Source organism: Streptomyces xanthophaeus (assembly GCF_000725805.1).
Taxonomy (GTDB): domain Bacteria; phylum Actinomycetota; class Actinomycetes; order Streptomycetales; family Streptomycetaceae; genus Streptomyces; species Streptomyces xanthophaeus.
The window spans coordinates 136,748-154,326 of record NZ_JOFT01000017.1 but is presented as its reverse complement, the minus strand read 5'-3'; the positions used below and the strand labels follow the sequence as shown (position 1 = coordinate 154,326).

General features: G+C 73.1%; 13 protein-coding genes, 2 pseudogenes and 1 riboswitch. Of the genes and pseudogenes, 6 read left to right on the top strand and 9 right to left on the bottom strand.

Translation table 11 applies throughout. The annotated features are described in order from the left end of the window. Positions 1-28: 28 nt before the first annotated feature. The 5 genes from IO30_RS0111350 to IO30_RS0111330 all read right to left on the bottom strand — a co-directional run bounded on the left by IO30_RS0111350 (position 29) and on the right by IO30_RS0111330 (position 5,738). Entirely contained in the window at positions 29-1,444 is a 1,416-nt protein-coding gene (locus tag IO30_RS0111350; RefSeq protein WP_031141884.1) for a hypothetical protein, read from the bottom strand. A gap of 67 nt (positions 1,445-1,511) precedes the next feature. Then, complete coding sequence (locus IO30_RS0111345; protein WP_107065188.1) at positions 1,512-2,345, bottom strand: ABC transporter ATP-binding protein; 834 nt, start codon at positions 2,343-2,345, stop codon at positions 1,512-1,514. Beyond that, entirely contained in the window at positions 2,342-3,421 is a 1,080-nt protein-coding gene (locus tag IO30_RS0111340) for a FecCD family ABC transporter permease (protein WP_031141880.1), read from the bottom strand. Before IO30_RS0111340 ends, IO30_RS0111345 begins: the two co-directional genes overlap by 4 nt. A 56-nt stretch (positions 3,422-3,477) precedes the next feature. After that, on the bottom strand, positions 3,478-4,539 hold the full coding sequence (locus IO30_RS0111335) for an ABC transporter substrate-binding protein (protein WP_051902123.1): 1,062 nt from the start codon (positions 4,537-4,539) through the stop codon (positions 3,478-3,480). Positions 4,540-4,570: 31 nt separating this feature from the next. After that, a riboswitch (cobalamin riboswitch) is annotated at positions 4,571-4,755 on the bottom strand. Beyond that, positions 4,752-5,738, bottom strand: a complete 987-nt coding sequence (locus IO30_RS0111330; RefSeq protein ID WP_234321836.1) for a COX15/CtaA family protein — start codon at positions 5,736-5,738, stop codon at positions 4,752-4,754. Its footprint overlaps the riboswitch before it by 4 nt. 175 nt (positions 5,739-5,913) lie before the next feature. Between IO30_RS0111330 and recQ the strand changes: the two genes are divergently transcribed. Beyond that, positions 5,914-7,935 (top strand): DNA helicase RecQ, encoded by a 2,022-nt coding sequence (recQ, locus tag IO30_RS0111325; RefSeq protein WP_031141875.1) that lies wholly within the window; start codon positions 5,914-5,916, stop codon positions 7,933-7,935. Between the two features lie 114 nt (positions 7,936-8,049). Continuing rightward, positions 8,050-9,861 (top strand): ABC transporter ATP-binding protein, encoded by a 1,812-nt coding sequence (locus IO30_RS0111320; protein WP_078904241.1) that lies wholly within the window; start codon positions 8,050-8,052, stop codon positions 9,859-9,861. A gap of 163 nt (positions 9,862-10,024) precedes the next feature. On the opposite strand, the pseudogene IO30_RS0111315 reads toward IO30_RS0111320, so the two are convergent. The 4 genes and pseudogenes from IO30_RS0111315 to IO30_RS0111300 all read right to left on the bottom strand — a co-directional run. Next, positions 10,025-10,222 (bottom strand): annotated as a pseudogene (locus IO30_RS0111315) (ATP-binding cassette domain-containing protein); the annotation flags it as partial. An 11-nt stretch (positions 10,223-10,233) separates the two neighbouring features. After that, on the bottom strand, positions 10,234-11,127 hold the full coding sequence (locus IO30_RS0111310) for an amino acid ABC transporter permease (RefSeq protein WP_051902121.1): 894 nt from the start codon (positions 11,125-11,127) through the stop codon (positions 10,234-10,236). Further along, positions 11,127-11,531: pseudogene (locus IO30_RS0111305) on the bottom strand (transporter substrate-binding domain-containing protein); the annotation flags it as partial. The pseudogene IO30_RS0111305 and the gene IO30_RS0111310, both read right to left, overlap by 1 nt. A 251-nt stretch (positions 11,532-11,782) precedes the next feature. Continuing rightward, a complete protein-coding gene (locus IO30_RS0111300; RefSeq protein WP_051902156.1) occupies positions 11,783-13,270 on the bottom strand; it encodes an aminotransferase class I/II-fold pyridoxal phosphate-dependent enzyme in 1,488 nt (495 codons plus the stop codon). A 78-nt stretch (positions 13,271-13,348) separates the two neighbouring features. Between IO30_RS0111300 and IO30_RS0111295 the strand changes: the two genes are divergently transcribed. The 4 genes from IO30_RS0111295 to IO30_RS0111280 all read left to right on the top strand — a co-directional run bounded on the left by IO30_RS0111295 (position 13,349) and on the right by IO30_RS0111280 (position 17,531). Then, positions 13,349-14,278 carry a LysR family transcriptional regulator gene (locus tag IO30_RS0111295; protein WP_031141864.1) on the top strand — a complete coding sequence of 310 codons (930 nt, stop codon included), beginning with the start codon at positions 13,349-13,351 and terminating at the stop codon, positions 14,276-14,278. Positions 14,279-14,366: 88 nt separating this feature from the next. After that, positions 14,367-15,515, top strand: coding sequence for a PP2C family protein-serine/threonine phosphatase (locus IO30_RS0111290; protein WP_031141862.1), 1,149 nt, complete (start codon positions 14,367-14,369; stop codon positions 15,513-15,515). A gap of 153 nt (positions 15,516-15,668) precedes the next feature. Further along, positions 15,669-16,895 (top strand): cytochrome P450, encoded by a 1,227-nt coding sequence (locus tag IO30_RS0111285; protein ID WP_031141860.1) that lies wholly within the window; start codon positions 15,669-15,671, stop codon positions 16,893-16,895. A gap of 396 nt (positions 16,896-17,291) precedes the next feature. Next, positions 17,292-17,531, top strand: a complete 240-nt coding sequence (locus IO30_RS0111280) for a hypothetical protein (RefSeq protein WP_031141859.1) — start codon at positions 17,292-17,294, stop codon at positions 17,529-17,531. The last annotated feature ends 48 nt before the right edge of the window (positions 17,532-17,579 follow it).

Genomic DNA, 17,579 nt, shown 5'->3' with positions numbered 1-17,579 from the left:
AGGGGTGCGGGGGTGCAGTCCCGCGGGTTCAGCGGTCGGCGGCGTGGCGCGAACGCCGACGGCGGTGCGGGGCACGGCGTTCATCGGGCAGGAACCAGGCGGGCGCCGGGCCGGTCAGGCCGGCCCGGAACAGGCCGTGCGTGATCCGCTGCCGCGCGGCCGCCTCCAGTTCGTCGCGCAGCACGCCGTCGCGCAGCACCGCGTCGGGGCCCAGCAGGCCCTCGACGACGGCCAGGGCGCCGCGGACGTCACCGTGCCGCAGGCGTTCGCGCACGGCGGTGATGCAGTCCGGGCGGCGGTGCGCCACGTCGATGGCCTGGAGGCAGGGCAGGGGAGTGCCGGTCAGGGCGACGAGCAGTTCCTCGCGGCGGAGTTCCTCCGGGTCGTGGTCCAGCGGGGCGAGCACCCCGTCGACCAGGGCGATCCGGTGCAGCTCGCCCCGGCAGTCCACGAGGCGCGGCCGCTCGGCCGGGTCCGCGCCCGGGTCCGGGCCGGTGCCGCGGGACGGCGGGGCCGGCGCGTGGCCCGGCACCAGGGCCGCCGCCACCAGCGGGTGCAGCGCGTCCGCTTCGATCGCACCGGCGCGCAGCAGCCGCAGGTCGGGCAACAGCCAGGTCGCGGCGTCCGGCAGGACCGGCAGCGCGGGGTCGCAGGCCTGCGCGGAGACCGCCTCGGCCCGGACGGCGGGCGGCCCGGCGGCGCCGTCCCCGTGCGGGCCGTCCGCGTGGAGGCCGTCCCCGTCCGGGCCCGGCTCCAGCAGCAGCCTGTCCCGGGTGCCCAGGCGTACGGCGACGGTGTCGGCGCCGCCGCCCTCGGCCCGCAGGAGCAGCCGTGCCTCCGCCGCCCAGCGGCCGACGGCCCAGCGCTCGTCGGGGTCCGGCCCGGGCGGCAGGCCGGCCCCGGAGCGGACCCGCAGCTCACCGGCCCTGCGCGCGTCCCACAGGTGGCGGTGCAGGTCGAGGCGGAACCGCCGGTCGGGATGCGGGTGCGGATGGCGGCGGGCGGCCGCCCCGGAACGGGACCCGTCCCACAGCGCGAGGCTGATCCGCTGGCCAGCGTCCGCCCATGCCGGCGCGGTCCGGGCCACGAGGTGCACCGGAGGCACGCCGTCACGCCCCGCGGTGTCGTACACGGCGAGGGAGACGGTCAGCCCGGGGCGCAGCAGGCCGTCGGGCGCGACCCGCGGCATGTGCCAGCGCAGCAGGTCGGGGGCGAGGTGGCGCAGGTCGGCCCGCAGGAGCGCGGCGAGTTCGTGGCCGTGGGTACGTGCCACGGTCCGTGGGCTGAGATCGAGGTCGAAGCCCGCGGCGGCGCACGCCCCGGCCCAGTCGCCGGCGTTGCGGCGGGCGGTCGCGGTCTCGATCAGGGAAGCGGGCACGGCGAACTCGCGTACGCGCGGCCAGAAGGAAAGGCGGGAGGTCCCCGTCGCGTTCTCGGTGGGCATCAGCACTCACCTTGCGCGGACGGGACCTCCGATCTGTGAACGGAATCGGTCTTCATCACCGCGGAGACTACGGCTGCGCCGCTCCCGTCCGCCAGGGGTTTTCCACGGCCGGGGCCCGGCGGGGGAGTTCGTCGGGGAGGAAGGTCACCTGGGGTGCTCCCGTGCGCGGGTGGACGGCGACCTCGGCCGTCACCCCGTACACCTCGGCCAGCAGGTGTGGGGTGAGGACCTCGGAGGGCGTGCCCGTAGCGGTGACCTCCCCGTCGCGCAGCACGTACAGACGGTCGCAGTAGGAGGCGGCGAGGTTGAGGTCGTGGAGGGCGACGAGGACGGTGGCGGGCAGTCGGCGCAGGATGGCCAGGACGTCCAACTGGTGCCGGATGTCGAGGTGGTTGGTCGGCTCGTCGAGCACCAGCAGCGCGGGCTGCTGGGCCAGGGCGCGGGCGATCAGCACGCGTTGGCGCTCGCCCCCGGAGAGCTGGTCGAAGGACCGGCCGGCCAGCCCGGCCGCGTCCACCGACTCCAGTGCGTCCGCGATGAGCGCGGCGTCCTCGGCGGTGTCGCCGTCGAGCAGCCGCTTGTGCGGGGTGCGGCCCATCGCGACCACCTCGCGCACCGACAGGTCGAAGTCCGCACCCGGCTCCTGCACCACCGCGGCCAGGGTGCGCGCCAGCCGCCGGACCGGCATCGCCCAGGCGTCGGCCCCGTCCACCCGGACGGATCCTGCGGCGGGCCGCAGGACCCGGTAGACGGCGCGCAGCAGACTGGACTTGCCGCTGCCGTTGGGGCCGACGAGGCCGATCACCTCGCCGGGGCGGGCGGTCAGCGACACGTCCCGTACGAGCCGGCGGCCGCCCGCGGTGAGGGTGATGCCCTCCAAGGACAGTTCGGTCGCGGTCATGCCACTCCTCGGTCGGTCCTGCGCCGGGCGTCCCGGCGCATCAGCCACAGGAAGAACGGCCCCCCGCACAGCGCGGTGAGCACGCCCACGGGGATCTCCATGGGCGCGGCGACCGTACGGGCCGCGATGTCGGCCCAGATCAGGAAGGTGGCTCCGCCGAGCGCGGCCGCCGGCAGCACCCTGCGGTGGTCGCCCCCGACGAACAGGCGCACGATGTGCGGCAGCATCAGCCCCACGAAGCCGATCGGCCCGGTCGCCGCCACCAGGACCCCGGTGACCAGCGACAGCAGGACGAACATCCGGCCCCGGAAGCGGCCCACGTCCAGGCCCATCGTGGTCGCCGCCTCCTCACCCGTCAGCAGCAGGTTCAGCGAACGGGCCTGGACCAGCAGGACGCCGATGCCCAGCGTGAGCGCCCCGCCGGGCAGCCACAGGGTGTCCCACTGGACGCCGCCGAGACCGCCGAGGGTCCAGGCGAGGACCGCCCGGGCCTCGTTGCCCTTGTTCCCGGTGAGCAGCAGCAGGTCCATGAGCGCGGTGAGGAGCGAGGCGAACGCCACGCCCGACAGCACCAGGCGCACCGAGGTGACGCGGCCGCCGGACCGGGCCGTCGTGTACACGAGCAGCAGCGTGAGCAGGGCGCCGGCGAAGGCCGCCGCCGACAGCGACACCGCGCCGAACAGGTTCACCCCGAAGACGATCACCGCGACGGCTCCGAGCGAGGCCCCCGAGGACACTCCCAGGAGGTAGGGCTCGGCGAGCGGATTGCGCACCAGGGCCTGCAGGGCCGCGCCCACCACCGCGAGCCCCGCGCCCGCGACCGCACCCAGCAGTACCCGGGGCGCCCGGACGTCCAGCACGATCGTCTCGCGGGCCCGGGACCAGGTGGGCTCGGCCCCGTCGAGGCCGAGCGCGTGCACCACGATGCCCCACACCTCCCCGGGCGGCACCCGCACCGAACCGATCGCCATGCCCGCGGTCATGGAGACCAGGAGCAGCACCCCGAGCACGGCCAGGGTCAGCGCGAAGCCGCCGCGGCGCCGCCCCCGCGACGCAGACGCGGCGGGGGCGGACACGGGTACGGATGCGGGTGCCGCGGATGCGGCGGCGGGTCCGGCCTTCGCCGGGGGCGTCACCGGAAGCGCTCGGGGTGCAGCCCGCGGGCCAGGTCCTCGACCGCGTAGGGCGGACGGACACCGACCAGGGTCGCGGTCAACGGCAGCACCACGAACCGCTTGTTCTTCACCGCGGGCACGTCGGCGAGGGCCGGCTGCGCGAGCAGGAACTCCTTCTTCTGCTCGACGCCCGCCTCACCCGCGTAGTCGTAGATCGCGATGACCTCCGGCTTGCGGGCCACGACCTGCTCCCACGAGACGTCCCCGAAGACCTTGTCGAGGTCGTCGAAGACGTTGGTGCCGCCGGCCAGCGAGATGATCTCGCTGCCCAGGCTCTTGCCGCCCGCGGTGAACGCCGACTTGTCCCCGCTGTCGTACACGAACACGGGTACGGGGGTGACGCCCTTCACGGCCTCGGTGGTCTTGGCGACGCGCCCCTGGAGGTCGGCCACCAGCTCGTCCGCCTTCTGGGGCACGCCGAAGACGGAACCGATCGTGCGGATCTCGTCGTAGGTGTCCTGCATCGACACCTGGTCCTTCCCGCAGTACTCGCGGTTGAGGTAGGTGTTGATGCCCGCGTCGGCGAACGCCTTGCGGGAGCGCCCCTCGTTCTCGGCGAACGCGCTGCCGTAGCCGCCGTAGACGAAGTCCGGCTCCGCCTCCAGGATGCGTTCGAACGACGGTTCCTTCTCGGAGAGTTGCGGGATCGCCGCGAAGTCCTTCTGGAGGGAGGGGAGTACGGCCGAGTCGGGGAAGGCGGTGCCGACCATCCGGTCCTTCAGGCCGAGGGCCAGCATCAGTTCGGCGGGGTGCTGGTGGATGGTGACCGCCTTGGCGGGCGGCCGGTCGTACGTCGTGCTCGTGCCGCAGTTCTCGACGGTCACCGGGAAACCGGCGGCTGCCGCCGCGGTGGGAGCCGGTGATCCGTCCGCGTCCCGGGAGCCGCCGCAGCCGGTGAGCAGGGTCGCCGACAGGACGACGGCAGCGGCCGCCGCCGCGAGGCGTACGCAGCGGCGGGCAGGGGAAGGGGGCGGCGTGCCGGGGGTGCCGGCCTGGCCGCTGGGCGTGCGGGGGTACAAGATGAAGCCTCCTGGGGAGTCCGCGCTCCTCGGAACGGGCCCGCGACAGGCCAGTGTCCTGACTCCCGGATCGACGTACCCCCCGGCCTTCGCTGCGCGGTGTGCGCAGTGCCGTGCGGAAGGGTGCACTCCCCGGTCACAGTGGCGGGACCGTGCCGGAATCGCACCGGCTTCCTGTCTCCCGTCGCGGCGATGACCAGTTGATACTACGGTCAGGTGCGCGCCGGCTCGCTCAGCGGGCCGGACAGCGGAGCGCCGCCGGCCGCGTCCACGGGCCCGGAATGCCGCCCCCTGACGGTGAGGTGGACCTGGAGCACTCCGACCCACACGAGCGCCGACCCCAGCAGGTGCAGGACGACGGCGAGCGACGGCAGGCCCGTCAGCGACTGCACCAGCCCCACCCCGCCCTGGGCCAGGACCACGGCGAGGAAGACCGTCGTCTTGCGGCGCGCCTCGCCCTCCCGGGGCAGTGCGGTCCGCAGCCACCAGGACAGGACCAGCACCGACGCGGCCAGCACGCCGTGGACGACGGTCACGGCCGTCCAGTTGAAGGGCATGCGCTCCACGTCCGAGGAGTCGCCCGCGTGCGGCCCCGTACCCGTGGCGAGCGTTCCGACGACGACCAGAGCGGCCGTCACCGCGACCAGCGCGGCCGACAGCGACCGGCAGCGTGCGGACGGCCGGGCGCCGGCCGGTTCCTGCGCGGCCGCCCCGTCACCGGTGCCGGCGTACGCCGCGTGCCAGGTGTACACGGCTGCGGTGAGCAGCAGCGTGGCGGCGATGAAATGCGCGGCGACGATGTACGGGCTCAGCCGCATCCACACGGTGACGCCGCCTACGACGGCGTTCAGCACGACGATCCAGAACTGCGCCCAGGCACCCCGCAGCACCTTCGGTGCGGGCTCCCTCTGGAGGCGCGCGGCGATGATCACCCACCCGACGACCGCGCACAGCACTCCGGTGAGGAGCCTGTTGCCGAATTCGATCGCCCCGTGCATCCCCATTTCCGCGGTGGGGGCCAGGGTCTCTCCCGTACACATCGGCCAGTCCGTGCAGCCGAGCCCCGATCCGGTGACGCGGACGATCCCGCCGGTCAGGATGATCGCGATGCCCGCCAGGACCGAGACCAGGGCGGCCAGCCGGACGCTCCTCGCTTCGAGCGAGTACCTGCCGGCAAGCCAGGAGAGGGGAGTTCGCACGATCTGCCTTCCTCGTATCGCCTGCGCGCACCGCGCCACGGAGCCCTCAGCGTACGCCGCACGCTCCCCCCGGCCCCGGTGGGGCACCGGGGTGGCTCCTGGCACCGGCCGACGGTTGTCCACAGGTCCGGGCGACCGGGCGGGGGGTGTGGGCGGGGGCCGTTACGCTTCGTGGATGGCCCTTTCCGACGCTTCCCCCGAGACCGTCTCCGATTCCCTGCAGGTACTGCACCGCGTCTTCGGATACAGCTCCTTCCGCGGCGAGCAGCAGGAGATCATCGAGCAGGTCGTCGGCGGCGGCGACGCCCTCGTGCTGATGCCGACCGGCGGTGGCAAGTCGCTCTGCTACCAGATCCCGGCGCTCGTCAGAGAAGGCACGGGCGTGGTGATCTCGCCGCTCATCGCGCTGATGCAGGACCAGGTGAACGCGCTCACCGCCCTCGGGGTGCGGGCCGGGTTCCTCAATTCGACGCAGGACCCGTACGAGCGCCAGGCCGTCGAGCAGGCCTTCCTCGCCGACGAGCTGGACCTGCTCTACCTGGCCCCCGAGCGGCTGCGCAGCGAGGCCACGCAGCGGCTGCTCGACCGGGGCAAGGTGTCGCTCTTCGCGATCGACGAGGCACACTGCGTCGCCCAGTGGGGCCACGACTTCCGGCCCGACTACCTCGCGCTGTCCATGCTGCACGAGCGCTGGCCGAAGGTGCCGCGGATCGCGCTGACCGCGACGGCCACCGAGGCCACGCACGCCGAGATCGTGGCGCGGCTCGGTCTGCAGGAGGCCCGGCACTTCGTCGCCAGCTTCGACCGGCCGAACATCCAGTACCGCATCGTCGCGAAGAACAACCCGCTCAAGCAGCTGCTGGAGCTGATCCGGACCGAGCACGACGGGGACGCCGGAGTCGTCTACTGCCTCTCCCGGGCCTCGGTGGAGAAGACCGCGGCCTTCCTGGCCGAGCAGGGCATCGACGCCGTCGCGTACCACGCGGGGATGGACGCCCGGGCGCGGGCGGCGAACCAGGCCCGCTTCCTGCGGGACGACGGGGTCGTGGTGGTCGCCACGATCGCCTTCGGCATGGGCATCGACAAGCCCGACGTGCGCTTCGTGGCCCACCTCGATCTGCCGAAGTCGGTCGAGGGCTACTACCAGGAGACCGGCCGCGCCGGCCGTGACGGGGAGCCGGCCACCGCGTGGCTGGCCTACGGCCTGCAGGACGTGGTCCAGCAGCGCAAGCTGATCGACGGATCGGAGGGCGACGAGTCCCACCGACGGTCCCTGGGCATGCACCTGGACGCCATGCTCGCCCTGTGCGAGACGGTCAGCTGCCGCCGGACACGGCTGCTGGCCTACTTCGGGCAGTCCGGCGAACCCTGCGGGAACTGCGACACGTGTCTGACCCCGGCCGAGTCCTGGGACGGGACGGTCGCGGCGCAGAAACTGCTGTCCACCGTGTGGCGGCTCGCGAAGGAGCGCCGCCAGAAGTTCGGCGCGGGCCAGATCATCGACATCCTGCAGGGCAAGAAGACGGCCAAGGTCATCCAGTTCGACCACGACGGCCTCTCGGTGTTCGGTGTCGGCGCGGACCTGAGCACCGCGGAGTGGCGGGGGGTCGTACGCCAGCTGCTGGCGCAGGGACTCCTCGCGGTGGAGGGCGACTACGGGACGCTCGTGCTGACGGAGGACAGCGGCGAGGTGCTCGGAGGCCGCCGGACCGTCCAGATGCGCAAGGAGAAGGCGCCCGCCGCCCCCTCCCGCAAGGAGTCCGGTTCCCGCTCGGGGAAGGGCGCCCGCGTACCCGTCGACCTGCCCGCCGAGGCCGAACCGGTCTTCCTGGCCCTGCGCGCCTGGCGGGCCGCGACGGCCCGCGAACAGGGCGTACCGGCCTACGTGGTCTTCCACGACGCGACGCTCCGGGAGATCGCCACGCGGCTGCCCGGCACGGTGGAGGAGCTCGGCACCATCGGCGGTGTGGGCGAGGCCAAGCTGACCAAGTACGCCCAGGGCGTCCTCGACACCCTGGCGGAGACCGCCGCCGGCGGTGCGGCCGCCGGCACCGCCGCCGCCGGCTCCGCCCCGGTCGCCTCCGCAGGTCCGGACCGCGCGGCGGGCCGCCAGGAGGAGCACCCGGACGCGCCGTTCGACGACGAGCCGCCCGCCGACCACGACGACACCGACCCGCCCTGGGACGACTGGCAGTAGGGGACATCGTTCATCCGTGCGGGGCGTCGCCCACACGGAAAACGCTTGGACGTCGCGGGCGCGCTCGCGGGACACTTCGGGTTCCGCGTCCGCCCACGACACCACAGGGTTGCGATGGGATCGACTGCTGCACGAGGGGTTCCGCCCGGACAGAGTCCGGTTGTCCTTGCACTCCGCTACTACGGACGGGAGCTGGCGCGGCTGAAGTGGCTGACGGCGCCCACGATGCTGCTGCCGGCCCTGGGCAACATCGGCGTCAACTACGTGGCCCCGCTGGTCGTCGCCAAGCTCGTCGGCAGCATCGCCGACGACACCGCTCCCACCTTCGCCTCGATGCTCCCCTACGTCCTCGTCTTCGCCGGTGTCCTGCTGCTCTCGGAAGCCCTGTGGCGCATCGGCCTGCACTGCCTGAACCGCGTCGACGCCCTCGGCATCGAGCACCTCTACGTGATCGGCATGGACGAGCTGTTCGCGAAGGACACCGCCTTCTTCCACGACAACTTCGCCGGATCGCTGACCAAGCGGGTCCTGAGCTTCGCCTCCCGCTTCGAGGAGTTCGTCGACACGCTGACCTTCTCCGTCGTCGGCAGGTTCGTGCCGCTGCTGTTCGGGTCGGTCGTGCTCTGGCACTACGAACCGCTGCTCGTCGTGGCGCTCCTGGCCATGATCGCCGTGACGGCGGTGTGCGTGCTGCCCCTCATCCGGCGCCGCCAGGCACTGGTGGACCGGCGCGAGGAGGCCATCGCCCGGGTGTCGGGACACGTCGCCGACAGCCTCATGAACATGGACACGGTCCGCGCCTTCGCCGCGGAGGAGCGCGAGGCCGCCGAGCACCGCTCCCGGGTGGCCGAGTCGCGCGGGCTCATGCTGCGCTCCTGGGACTACGGCAACCTGCGCATCGACACCGTGGTCGCACCGATGTCCGTGCTGACCAACGCACTGGGTCTGCTGCTCGCCGTCACGATCGCCGGGAACGGGCACGGGGTGGAAGCGGTCGTGGTCGCCTTCACCTACTACTCCAACGCCACGCGGATCATGTTCGAGTTCAACCAGATCTACCGTCGCCTGGAGAGCTCGATGACGGAGGCCGCGCAGTTCACCGAGCTGCTGCTCAAGCCCCCGACCGTCATCGACCCGGAGTCGCCCGAGCCGCCTCCGGCCGAGGCCGCCGACATCCGCTTCGAGCAGGTCACCTTCGCCCACGCGGGCTCCGGCCCGCTCTTCGAGGGGCTGGACCTGGCCGTCCCCGGCGGGGCGAAGATCGGGTTCGTCGGGCGGTCCGGCGGCGGCAAGACCACGCTCACGCGGCTGCTGCTGCGGATGACGGACGTGGACGCGGGCCGGATCATGATCGGCGGCCGGGACATCAGCCGGCTGCGCCAGCGGGACCTGCGCTCGCTGATGGCGTACGTGCCGCAGGACCCGGCGATGTTCCACCGCACCCTGCGCGAGAACATCGCGTTCGCCCGGCCGGACGCCACCGACGCCGAGATCCGGCGCGCGGCCGAGGCGGCGCACGTCACGGAGTTCGCGGACGCCCTGCCCTGCGGCCTCGACACGATGGTCGGCGAGCGCGGCGTCAAGCTCTCGGGCGGGCAGCGCCAGCGGGTCGCGCTCGCCCGGGCGATCCTGCGCGACGCCCCGATCCTCCTGCTCGACGAGGCGACCAGCGCCCTGGACTCCGAGAGCGAGATCCTGGTGCAGGAGGCGCTGTGGCGCCTCATGGAGGGCCGCACCGCACTGGTGGTGGCGCACCGGCTGAGCACGGTCGCCCACATGGACAGGCTCGTCGTCCTCGACCGCGGACGGATCGTCGAGCAGGGCACGCACCATGAACTCCTCGCCTCCCAGGGCGCCTACGCGAAGCTGTGGCAGCACCAGTCGGGCGGCTTCCTCGACGACAGCCCGGCACGGTCCGACGTGTGAGGGGCGGTACGGGTGGCCGTACCGCCCCTCGGGCGTCTGGCGAGCGCCTGTCTGCCGGGCGTGTGCCGGTGTGTGCTGCGGGTCAGAGCACCTTGGACAGGAATGCCTTGGTGCGGTCGTGCTGGGGGTCGCCGAGGACGTCTCGGGGGTTGCCCGATTCGACGACGACGCCGCCGTCCATGAAGACGAGGTTGTCGCCGACCTCGCGCTCCAGGTGGTTGATGCACCGCAGGAAGGTCGACTTGCCGGAGCCGGACGGGCCGACCAGGCAGAAGACCTCACGCGGGGCGACCTCCAGGTCGATGCCGCGGAGGATGTGGGCGGCGCCGTACGACTTGTGGACGCCTTCTGCCTTGACCATCGGCTGGGCGGTCACTTGGTCACCTCCGTACGGCGGAAGGAGAGGACGGTGGAGCTGATCTTCTGCCAGGGGGTCGGCGGCAGACTGCGCAGCGAACCGCGGGCGTAGTACCGCTCCAGGTAGTACTGGCCCGTGCTGAAGACGGTCGTCAGGACGAGGTACCAGCCGGCGGCGAGGAAGAGCATCTCCGCAGTGGCTCCCGAGGTCTGTGCGACGTTCTGCGCGGACCGCAGCAGCTCGTCGTACTGGACGGCGACGACCAGCGAGGTGGTCTTGAGCATGTTGATCACCTCGTTGCCCGTGGGCGGTACGACCACCCGCATCGCCTGCGGGACGACGATCCTGCGCAGGGTCTTGCCCCGGCTCATGCCGAGCGCGTGCGCGGCCTCGGTCTGGCCCTCGTCGACCGCCTGCAGACCGGCCCGGCAGATCTCCGCCATGTAGGCGGCCTCGTTGAGGCCGAGGCCCAGCAGCGCGGCGAGGAAGGGGGTCATGAAGTCCGACCACTGGTCGCGGTAGAGCGGGCCCAGGTCGATGTACTGGAAGACGAGGCCGAGATTGAACCAGACGAGCAGCTGGACGTAGACGGGGGTGCCGCGGAAGAACCAGACGTAGCCCCAGGCCACGGCGTTGGTCACCGGGTTGCTGGACATCCGCATCACGGCCAGGACCAGCCCCAGGACGACGCCGAGGAGCATGGCGGCCACCGTCAGCAGCAGCGTGTTGCCGACGCCGCGCAGGATCAGGTCGTCGAAGAAGTAGGAGGGAACGGCGGTCCAGTCGACCCGGCCGCGGGCGAACGCGCGGACGAGGAAGGCCAGCGCGCCCAGGACCAGCACGGCGCAGAGCCAGCGCCCGGGGTGGCGGACGGGGACCGCCTTGATCGCATCGGTCTGTTCCGGCATCAGGAACCGCCGTTGACGGTCGCCTTGGTGACGGCGCCGTCCTGGACGCCCCACTCGGCGACGATCTGCGCGTACCGGCCGTTGGCGATGACGGCGTCCAGGGCGGCGGCGAGCGCGTCGCGTATCTGCGTCCGGTCCTTGGCGACCGCGATGCCGTACGGAGCGGCTCCCGTCTGCGCGCCGACGAGCTGGAAGTCCTGGCCGCCGCCGGAGGTCTTGACGGCGTAGGCGGCGACGGGGAAGTCCGAACAGCCCGCGTCCGCGCCGCCGCTGCGCAGGCGGGTCTGGGCCTCCAGGTCGTTGTCGTAGGCCTCGACGGTGATCGGTCTGCCGCCGGGGCACTTGGCGGACTCCGCCGTGGCGAGGTCGTGCGCTGCGGTGGCGCGCTGGACGACGACCTTCTTGCAGCCGGTCGTGCAGCGGGGCCCCGGTCCCCGCGGAGGCCGACGGGAGCGCGGTCCGGTCGTCCTTGGTCTGGTCACCGCACGCGGAGACGGTGGAGATCGCGGCGAGCGCGGTGAGGGCCGCGAGGCTACGGCGCAGGAGGGCAGGTGTGCGCACGGTCATGGTGGCTGCTCCATGGGCTGAATACAGGGATACGGGGGGAGCCGGCTCGGCCGGGATGGTGCGAGCAGGTCCGGGCAGGGCCCGGCCGTCAGGGGGCGACGACGCGCAGGTGCGAGACGGCGGGGTCCAGGGCCCCGCGGACGTGGCCGCCCGGCGCGGCGGCGGTGCGCCGCAGGAACGCGACGGTCTCGGCGGTGATGACCTCGCCGGGCAGCACGTTGGGGATGCCCGGCGGGTACGCGGCCAGGGTGTCGGCGCTGACCGCGCCGACCGCCTCCTGCGCGGGCACCACGACGGTCGGGCTGAGGAACGCCTCGCGGGCCGTGAGCCGTGCGGGGCCCGGCCGCGGCAGGGCGAGCGGCGCCGGCCCGTCGGCGGCGGAGCCGGCCAGGGGCGACGGCAGGCAGTGCAGGGCCTCGATGAAGCGGTCGGTGTCGGGCACCGCCCCGGCGCCGATCACGGCCACGACCGCCGAGTCGGTGGCGACCTCGACCATGATCTGGTGGTCACGGAAGAGCAGGCGCCTGGCTTCGTGCCCCGTGATGCCGCCGGCCCGGGTGTCGATCGCGATGCGCAGCGGATCGGCCGCGACGATGTCGGGGAACGCGTGGAACCCGTCGCTGACCACCCCGTACCGGCCCAGCGCGCGCACGACGCCCCGCACCTTGTCCGCGGCCTCCACCGAGCCCGTGATCCGGTCGGTGCCCGTGACGAGGGCCCGGCGGGCGATGTCCAGCGAGGCGGTCAGCAGGGCGCTCGCGCTGGTGGACTGCACGAGCCGGAAGGCCCGGTCCACCAGCGGTTCGAGCCGGTCCGCGAAGGGCCCGTGGCCCAGGTGCAGCATCGCCGACTGGGTCAGGCTCCCCGCGAGCTTGTGCGTGCTGGAGGTGACCAGGTCCGCGCCGAGGGCGAGGGCGCCGGAGGGCAGGGCGGGGTGGAAGCCGAAGTGCGAGCCCCACGCCTCGTCGACGATCAGGGGCACCCCGGCGGCGTGGGCCGCGTCCGCGACGGCGCGTACGTCGGCCACCGCACCGAAATAGCTGGGGGAGACGATGTACACGGCCGCGGCGTCCGGAGTGCGGGCGAGCGCCTGCGCCACGTCCTCGGCGCTCACTCCGTGGGCGATGCCCTGGACGGGGTCGACGGACGGCCGCACGAAGACGGCGTCCAGGCCGGACAGCACCAGACCGTCGACGACGCTGGAGTGCACGCTGCGCTGCACGACCAGGGTGCGTCCCAGGGCCGGGGTGACCATGGAGGCGATCTGGTTGCCCTGGGAGGCGCCGTTGGTCAGGAACCAGGTGCGCCGCGCGCCCCAGGCATCGGCGGCCAGGTCCAGGGCCTCGTCCAGCGGGGTGCCGGAGCCGAGGTCGATGCCGTCGAGCAGCGGCGGGAAGTCGAGGGCCGTGACCCCGGGGCCGAACAAGTCCGCGAGGTCCGAGCCCGGGGAGGCGGCGTGGCCGGGGACGTTCAACCGCAGCCAGTCCCGTCCCGCATGGGCCAGGAGGGCCTCGGCGTACGGGGCACGGGCCTGGCCGGGTGCGGGGGAGCGGCCGGGAGGAGGGGTGGTTCGCATGTTCACCCCGGGAGCGTGACACCTGGCCGGTTATTGAGGAATGGTGGACTTTTATGTATCCCTCCATACTCTGTCTATATGCTTGAGGTACGTCATCTCCAGGTGCTCCGGTCCATCGCCCAGGAGGGCTCGCTCGCCGGCGCCGCCCGCGCGCTGCACTACAGCCAGCCCACCGTCACCCACCACCTGGCCGCCCTGGAGAACCACTTCGGCGCCCGTCTGGTCCACCGGGGACCGCGGGGCGCCGCGCTCACCGAGCTCGGCGAGGCCCTGCTGCCGCACGCCGAGGCCGTGCTGGAGCGCCTGCGGTACGCCGAGCTGGAGGTGCGCGACCTCGCGGAGCGCGGCGCCCGCACCCTCCACATCGGCACCTTCCCCACCGCCGGCGCCCTGCTGCTGGCACCCGCCGTCAAGCGGCTCCACCAGCAGGGCGTGCACATCTCCCTGACCGAGGGCGAACTTCCCCTGCTCCTGCGCAGGCTGCGCGCCCGGGAGCTCCAGGCCGCCCTCGTCTTCTCCCAGCCCGGCGACCGGCTCGACCTGGACGACGCGTTCGAACTGCACCCCCTGCTGGCCGACCCGCTCCTCCTCGTCATGCCGCAGGACCACCCGTGCGCGGCCCTGGACCGGGTCCCCCTCACCGCGCTGCGCGACACCGCGTGGGTGGGCGCCGCGGACCCCCACGACCCCTGCGACCGGGTGCTGGCCTGGGCCTGCGCGCAGCAGGGGTTCGAACCCGTTCACGCCATGCGCACCGACGACTACGCGGTCGTCCAGGGCCTGGTGGCCGCCGGTACGGGCGTGGCCCTCGTCCCGCGCCTCGCCCTCGGCGCTCCCCGCGCCGACCTGGTCGTACGCCCCCTGGCCGGGCCGGAGCTGACCCGGGAGATCAGCGTCGTCGTACTGCACTCGACGGCGGCCCGCAGCGCCCAGGAGCTGGTGTCGGCGCTGCTGGAACAGGCCGCGCTGATCACGGACCGGTGGGCCGGTACGGATGCCCGTCCGTGACCTCCCTCCCCGGGCTCGGCGGGGCTCGGCGGGCTCGGCGGGCGGACCGGAGTGGCGGCCTGGTGTCCGCGCGAGGCAGGCTGTACTCATGAGAGCGCCCGTGCGCTCGCCCCCGGGACCGGGAGCAGGCGGTCACCACCAGGTCCTTTTCACCCTTGCAGAGTGCGTGCCCTTCGCGATCGCCCTGCTGGTGCTCCTCATCGAGTTCACGCCCGCCCACGTCCTGTACACCGGCCCCCTGCTGGTCGCGACGCCCGCCCTGGCGGCGGTGACGATGGGGCCCAGGGGAACGCTCGCGGCGGTGGGGGTGGCCGTCGGCGTCAGCGTGACCACGGCCACCTACAACCAGGCCTGGGGCGGCCAGCAGGTCTACACGAACTTCCTCGCCCTGTTCCTGGTCTCGGTCGCGAGCTTCATGACGAGCCGCGCCGCGCGCACGCGCCGGGAGAGCGAGCTCAACCAGGTCCGCCGGATCGCCACGGCCGCCCAGGACGTCATCCTGCGGCCCGTGCCGGACCGGCTGGGCTCCGTACGGGCCGCGAGCATGTACCTGGCGGCCGAGAAGGGCGCGCAGATCGGCGGCGATCTGTACGAAGTGGTCCAGACGCGGTACGGGGTCCGGATGATCGTCGGGGACGTCCGGGGCAAGGGACTGCCCGCCGTACGGGCCGCCGCGGTCGTGCTGGGTGCGTTCCGGGAGTCCGTGCACTACGAGGCCGACCTGGTGGAGGTCATCAACCACTGCGGAGCGGCCCTGCGGCGCGACGCCGTCGTGGCGGGACTGGCCGACGGCGACGACATCCTGCTGGAGGGGTTCGTCACCGCCCTGGTGGCCCAGATCCCGGACGGCCCCCACATCGAGGTGATCAACCGCGGTCATCCGCCGCCGCTCCTGCTGCACGACGGAACGGTCCGCTCCCTGATGCCCGGCGTCCCCATGCCGCCGCTCGGGCTGGAGGAGTTCATCAGCGGCCCTCCGGGGCGTCCGGACAGCTATCCGTTCGTACCGGGGGACCGGCTGCTGCTGCACACCGACGGCGTCATCGAGGCCCGCGACCGGGACAGCACCTTCTTCGACCTGCCCGGGGCCATGCTGACCCTGCGCGACCACACCAGGCAGGCCTTCCTGGAGGGCCTGCGCCAGGCATTGCTCCGCCACACCGAGAGCCGCCTGGCGGACGACGTGGCGGTGATCCTCGTCGACCGGAGCGAGGAGGCCGCGGATCCGCCTGTCTGAGCCGCCCCGGCGCGCGTCATCCCCCGCCTGCAAAGGCGGAGTTGGCGGTGCGGCGGCGGGCGGCGTACTTCCCCGGAGCGGCGGGCGCAGGGCATCCTCGTACCGAGGGCTGTGCAGGGCGGTGCCCGGCCCCGTCCGGAACCGGAGGCCCGCGTGGCGGCACAGCACGACCAGGCAAGGCGGGACGAGTTCTACCGCGACCCCCATCCGCTCTACGCCCGCGCCCGCCGGGCCGAAGGGCTGGTGTTCGTGCCGGAGGCCGACGCCTGGCTGGTGGCACGTGACCGGGACGTACGGGAGGTGCTGGGGCGTGCGGAGGAGTTCTCCTCGGCGAACGCCCTGACGGCGGACATCGCACTGTCGCAGGAGGCGCTCGGCGTCCTGGCACGCGGTTTCGCGCCGCGGCCCACCGTCGTCGCCTCGGACGGGGCCGACCACCGGCGCCTGCGGGCCCCGCTGAACCGGGGGCTGTCCTCCGCACGCGTGTCGGCGCTCCTGCCGTACGCGCAGCAGTGTGCCCGGGAGCTCGTGGACGCCTTCTCCGGCGACGGGTCCGCGGAGCTGGTGGCGGCGTACGCCCGGCAGCTGCCCGGGCAGGTCGTCGGGCGGCTGATCGGACTGGACCCGGCGGACGTGCCCGCGGCCGTGCACGGCGGATACCGGGCCGAGGAACTGCTGTTCCGCCCGCTCCCGCCGCCCGAGCAGGCGGCCGCCGCCGAGGACGTGGTCGCTCTCCAGCACCTGCTGGACGGGTACGTCCGTGCCCGCCGGGCCGAACCCCGCGACGACCTGTGCTCGGACCTGGTGGCCGCCCTGGCCCCCGGGGACGACGAGCTGACCCTCGAACAGCGCCACGAGCTGGTGTCGAACCTGCAGAATCTGCTGATCGCCGGATTCCTGACGACCAGCGCGCTCATCGTCACCACCCTGCTGCACCTGCTCGCCGACCGGGAGCAGTGGCGGCTGCTCTGCGCCGATCCGGCGCTGGTGCCGGCCGCGGTGGAGGAGGGCGCGCGCTACGACTCGGCCGTCCAGGCATTCCGGCGGACCACGACCCGGCCGGTGACGCTCGCCGGTACGAAGCTGCCCGCCGGTGCCACTGTGCTCGTGGCGTACGGCGCGGCCGGCCGCGACGAGCAACGGTACGGGCGCGCCGAGGAGTTCGACATCAGGCGGCCGGAGGACCGCAGTCACCTCGCCTTCGGGCACGGGCCCCACGGCTGTCCCGGGTCGCGGCTGGGCCGCGGGCAACTGCGCCTGACCCTGGAGCTGTTCACCCGCGAGCTGCCGGACCTGCGGCTGGACGAGGACCGGCCGCCGCCGGTGATGCGGCCCACCCTGATCCACCGCTCCCCGGAGACGCTGTACGTGACCTGGTGACCCCGCACCCGTCGTGACGGGTCCGTCACGCCGTGTGCCTTCGAAAAACCTGCACATGGTGTGTGCGGCCGGGGCGGCGGGCCTTCACGGTTCCGCGAAATGTCGGACTTGCCTCGTGTGGTTCATCCCTCTCTGTCCCTTAAGTTCCGTGAGGGCGACGGGGTGCCCGTATCTGTTACTCGATTTCGCGGAGAAGTCGTCACCGTTCGGTGAATGAAGCTGCACACCGGCCGTCCGGAGTGGACGTCCGCCCGTGAAAGGGCGTCAACCGGATTGGCTGCGCGGACTGTCCGCGTGCTTTCATCTTGGCCGCTGCGGCTGTTGAAAAGAATGGCGGTCGAGTTTCGGTCCGCCGGGCTGCCGCGGAATCCCCCCATCAAATGAAAGGTGCGCGTAATGCGTAACGACATCGAGACCCGTGAGATCGCCGACGCCGAGCTGGACGCCGTTTCCGGCGGTCTCGTCAGCATCAACGGTGGCCTGGCCGGCGCCGTGACCAGCGACGTCAACGGCGTCGTGGGTGTCGTCGGCTCCCTCGACACCGTGCAGGCCGTGACCGGTCTCGTCTCCCACGTCCCCGGCCTGGCCACGGGCATCACCGGCGTTTCGGTGAACGCCGGTCGCGCCGGTTTCTGACCGGTGTGACCCCGTGAACCCCGGAGCATCCCCCACGGCTCCGGGGTT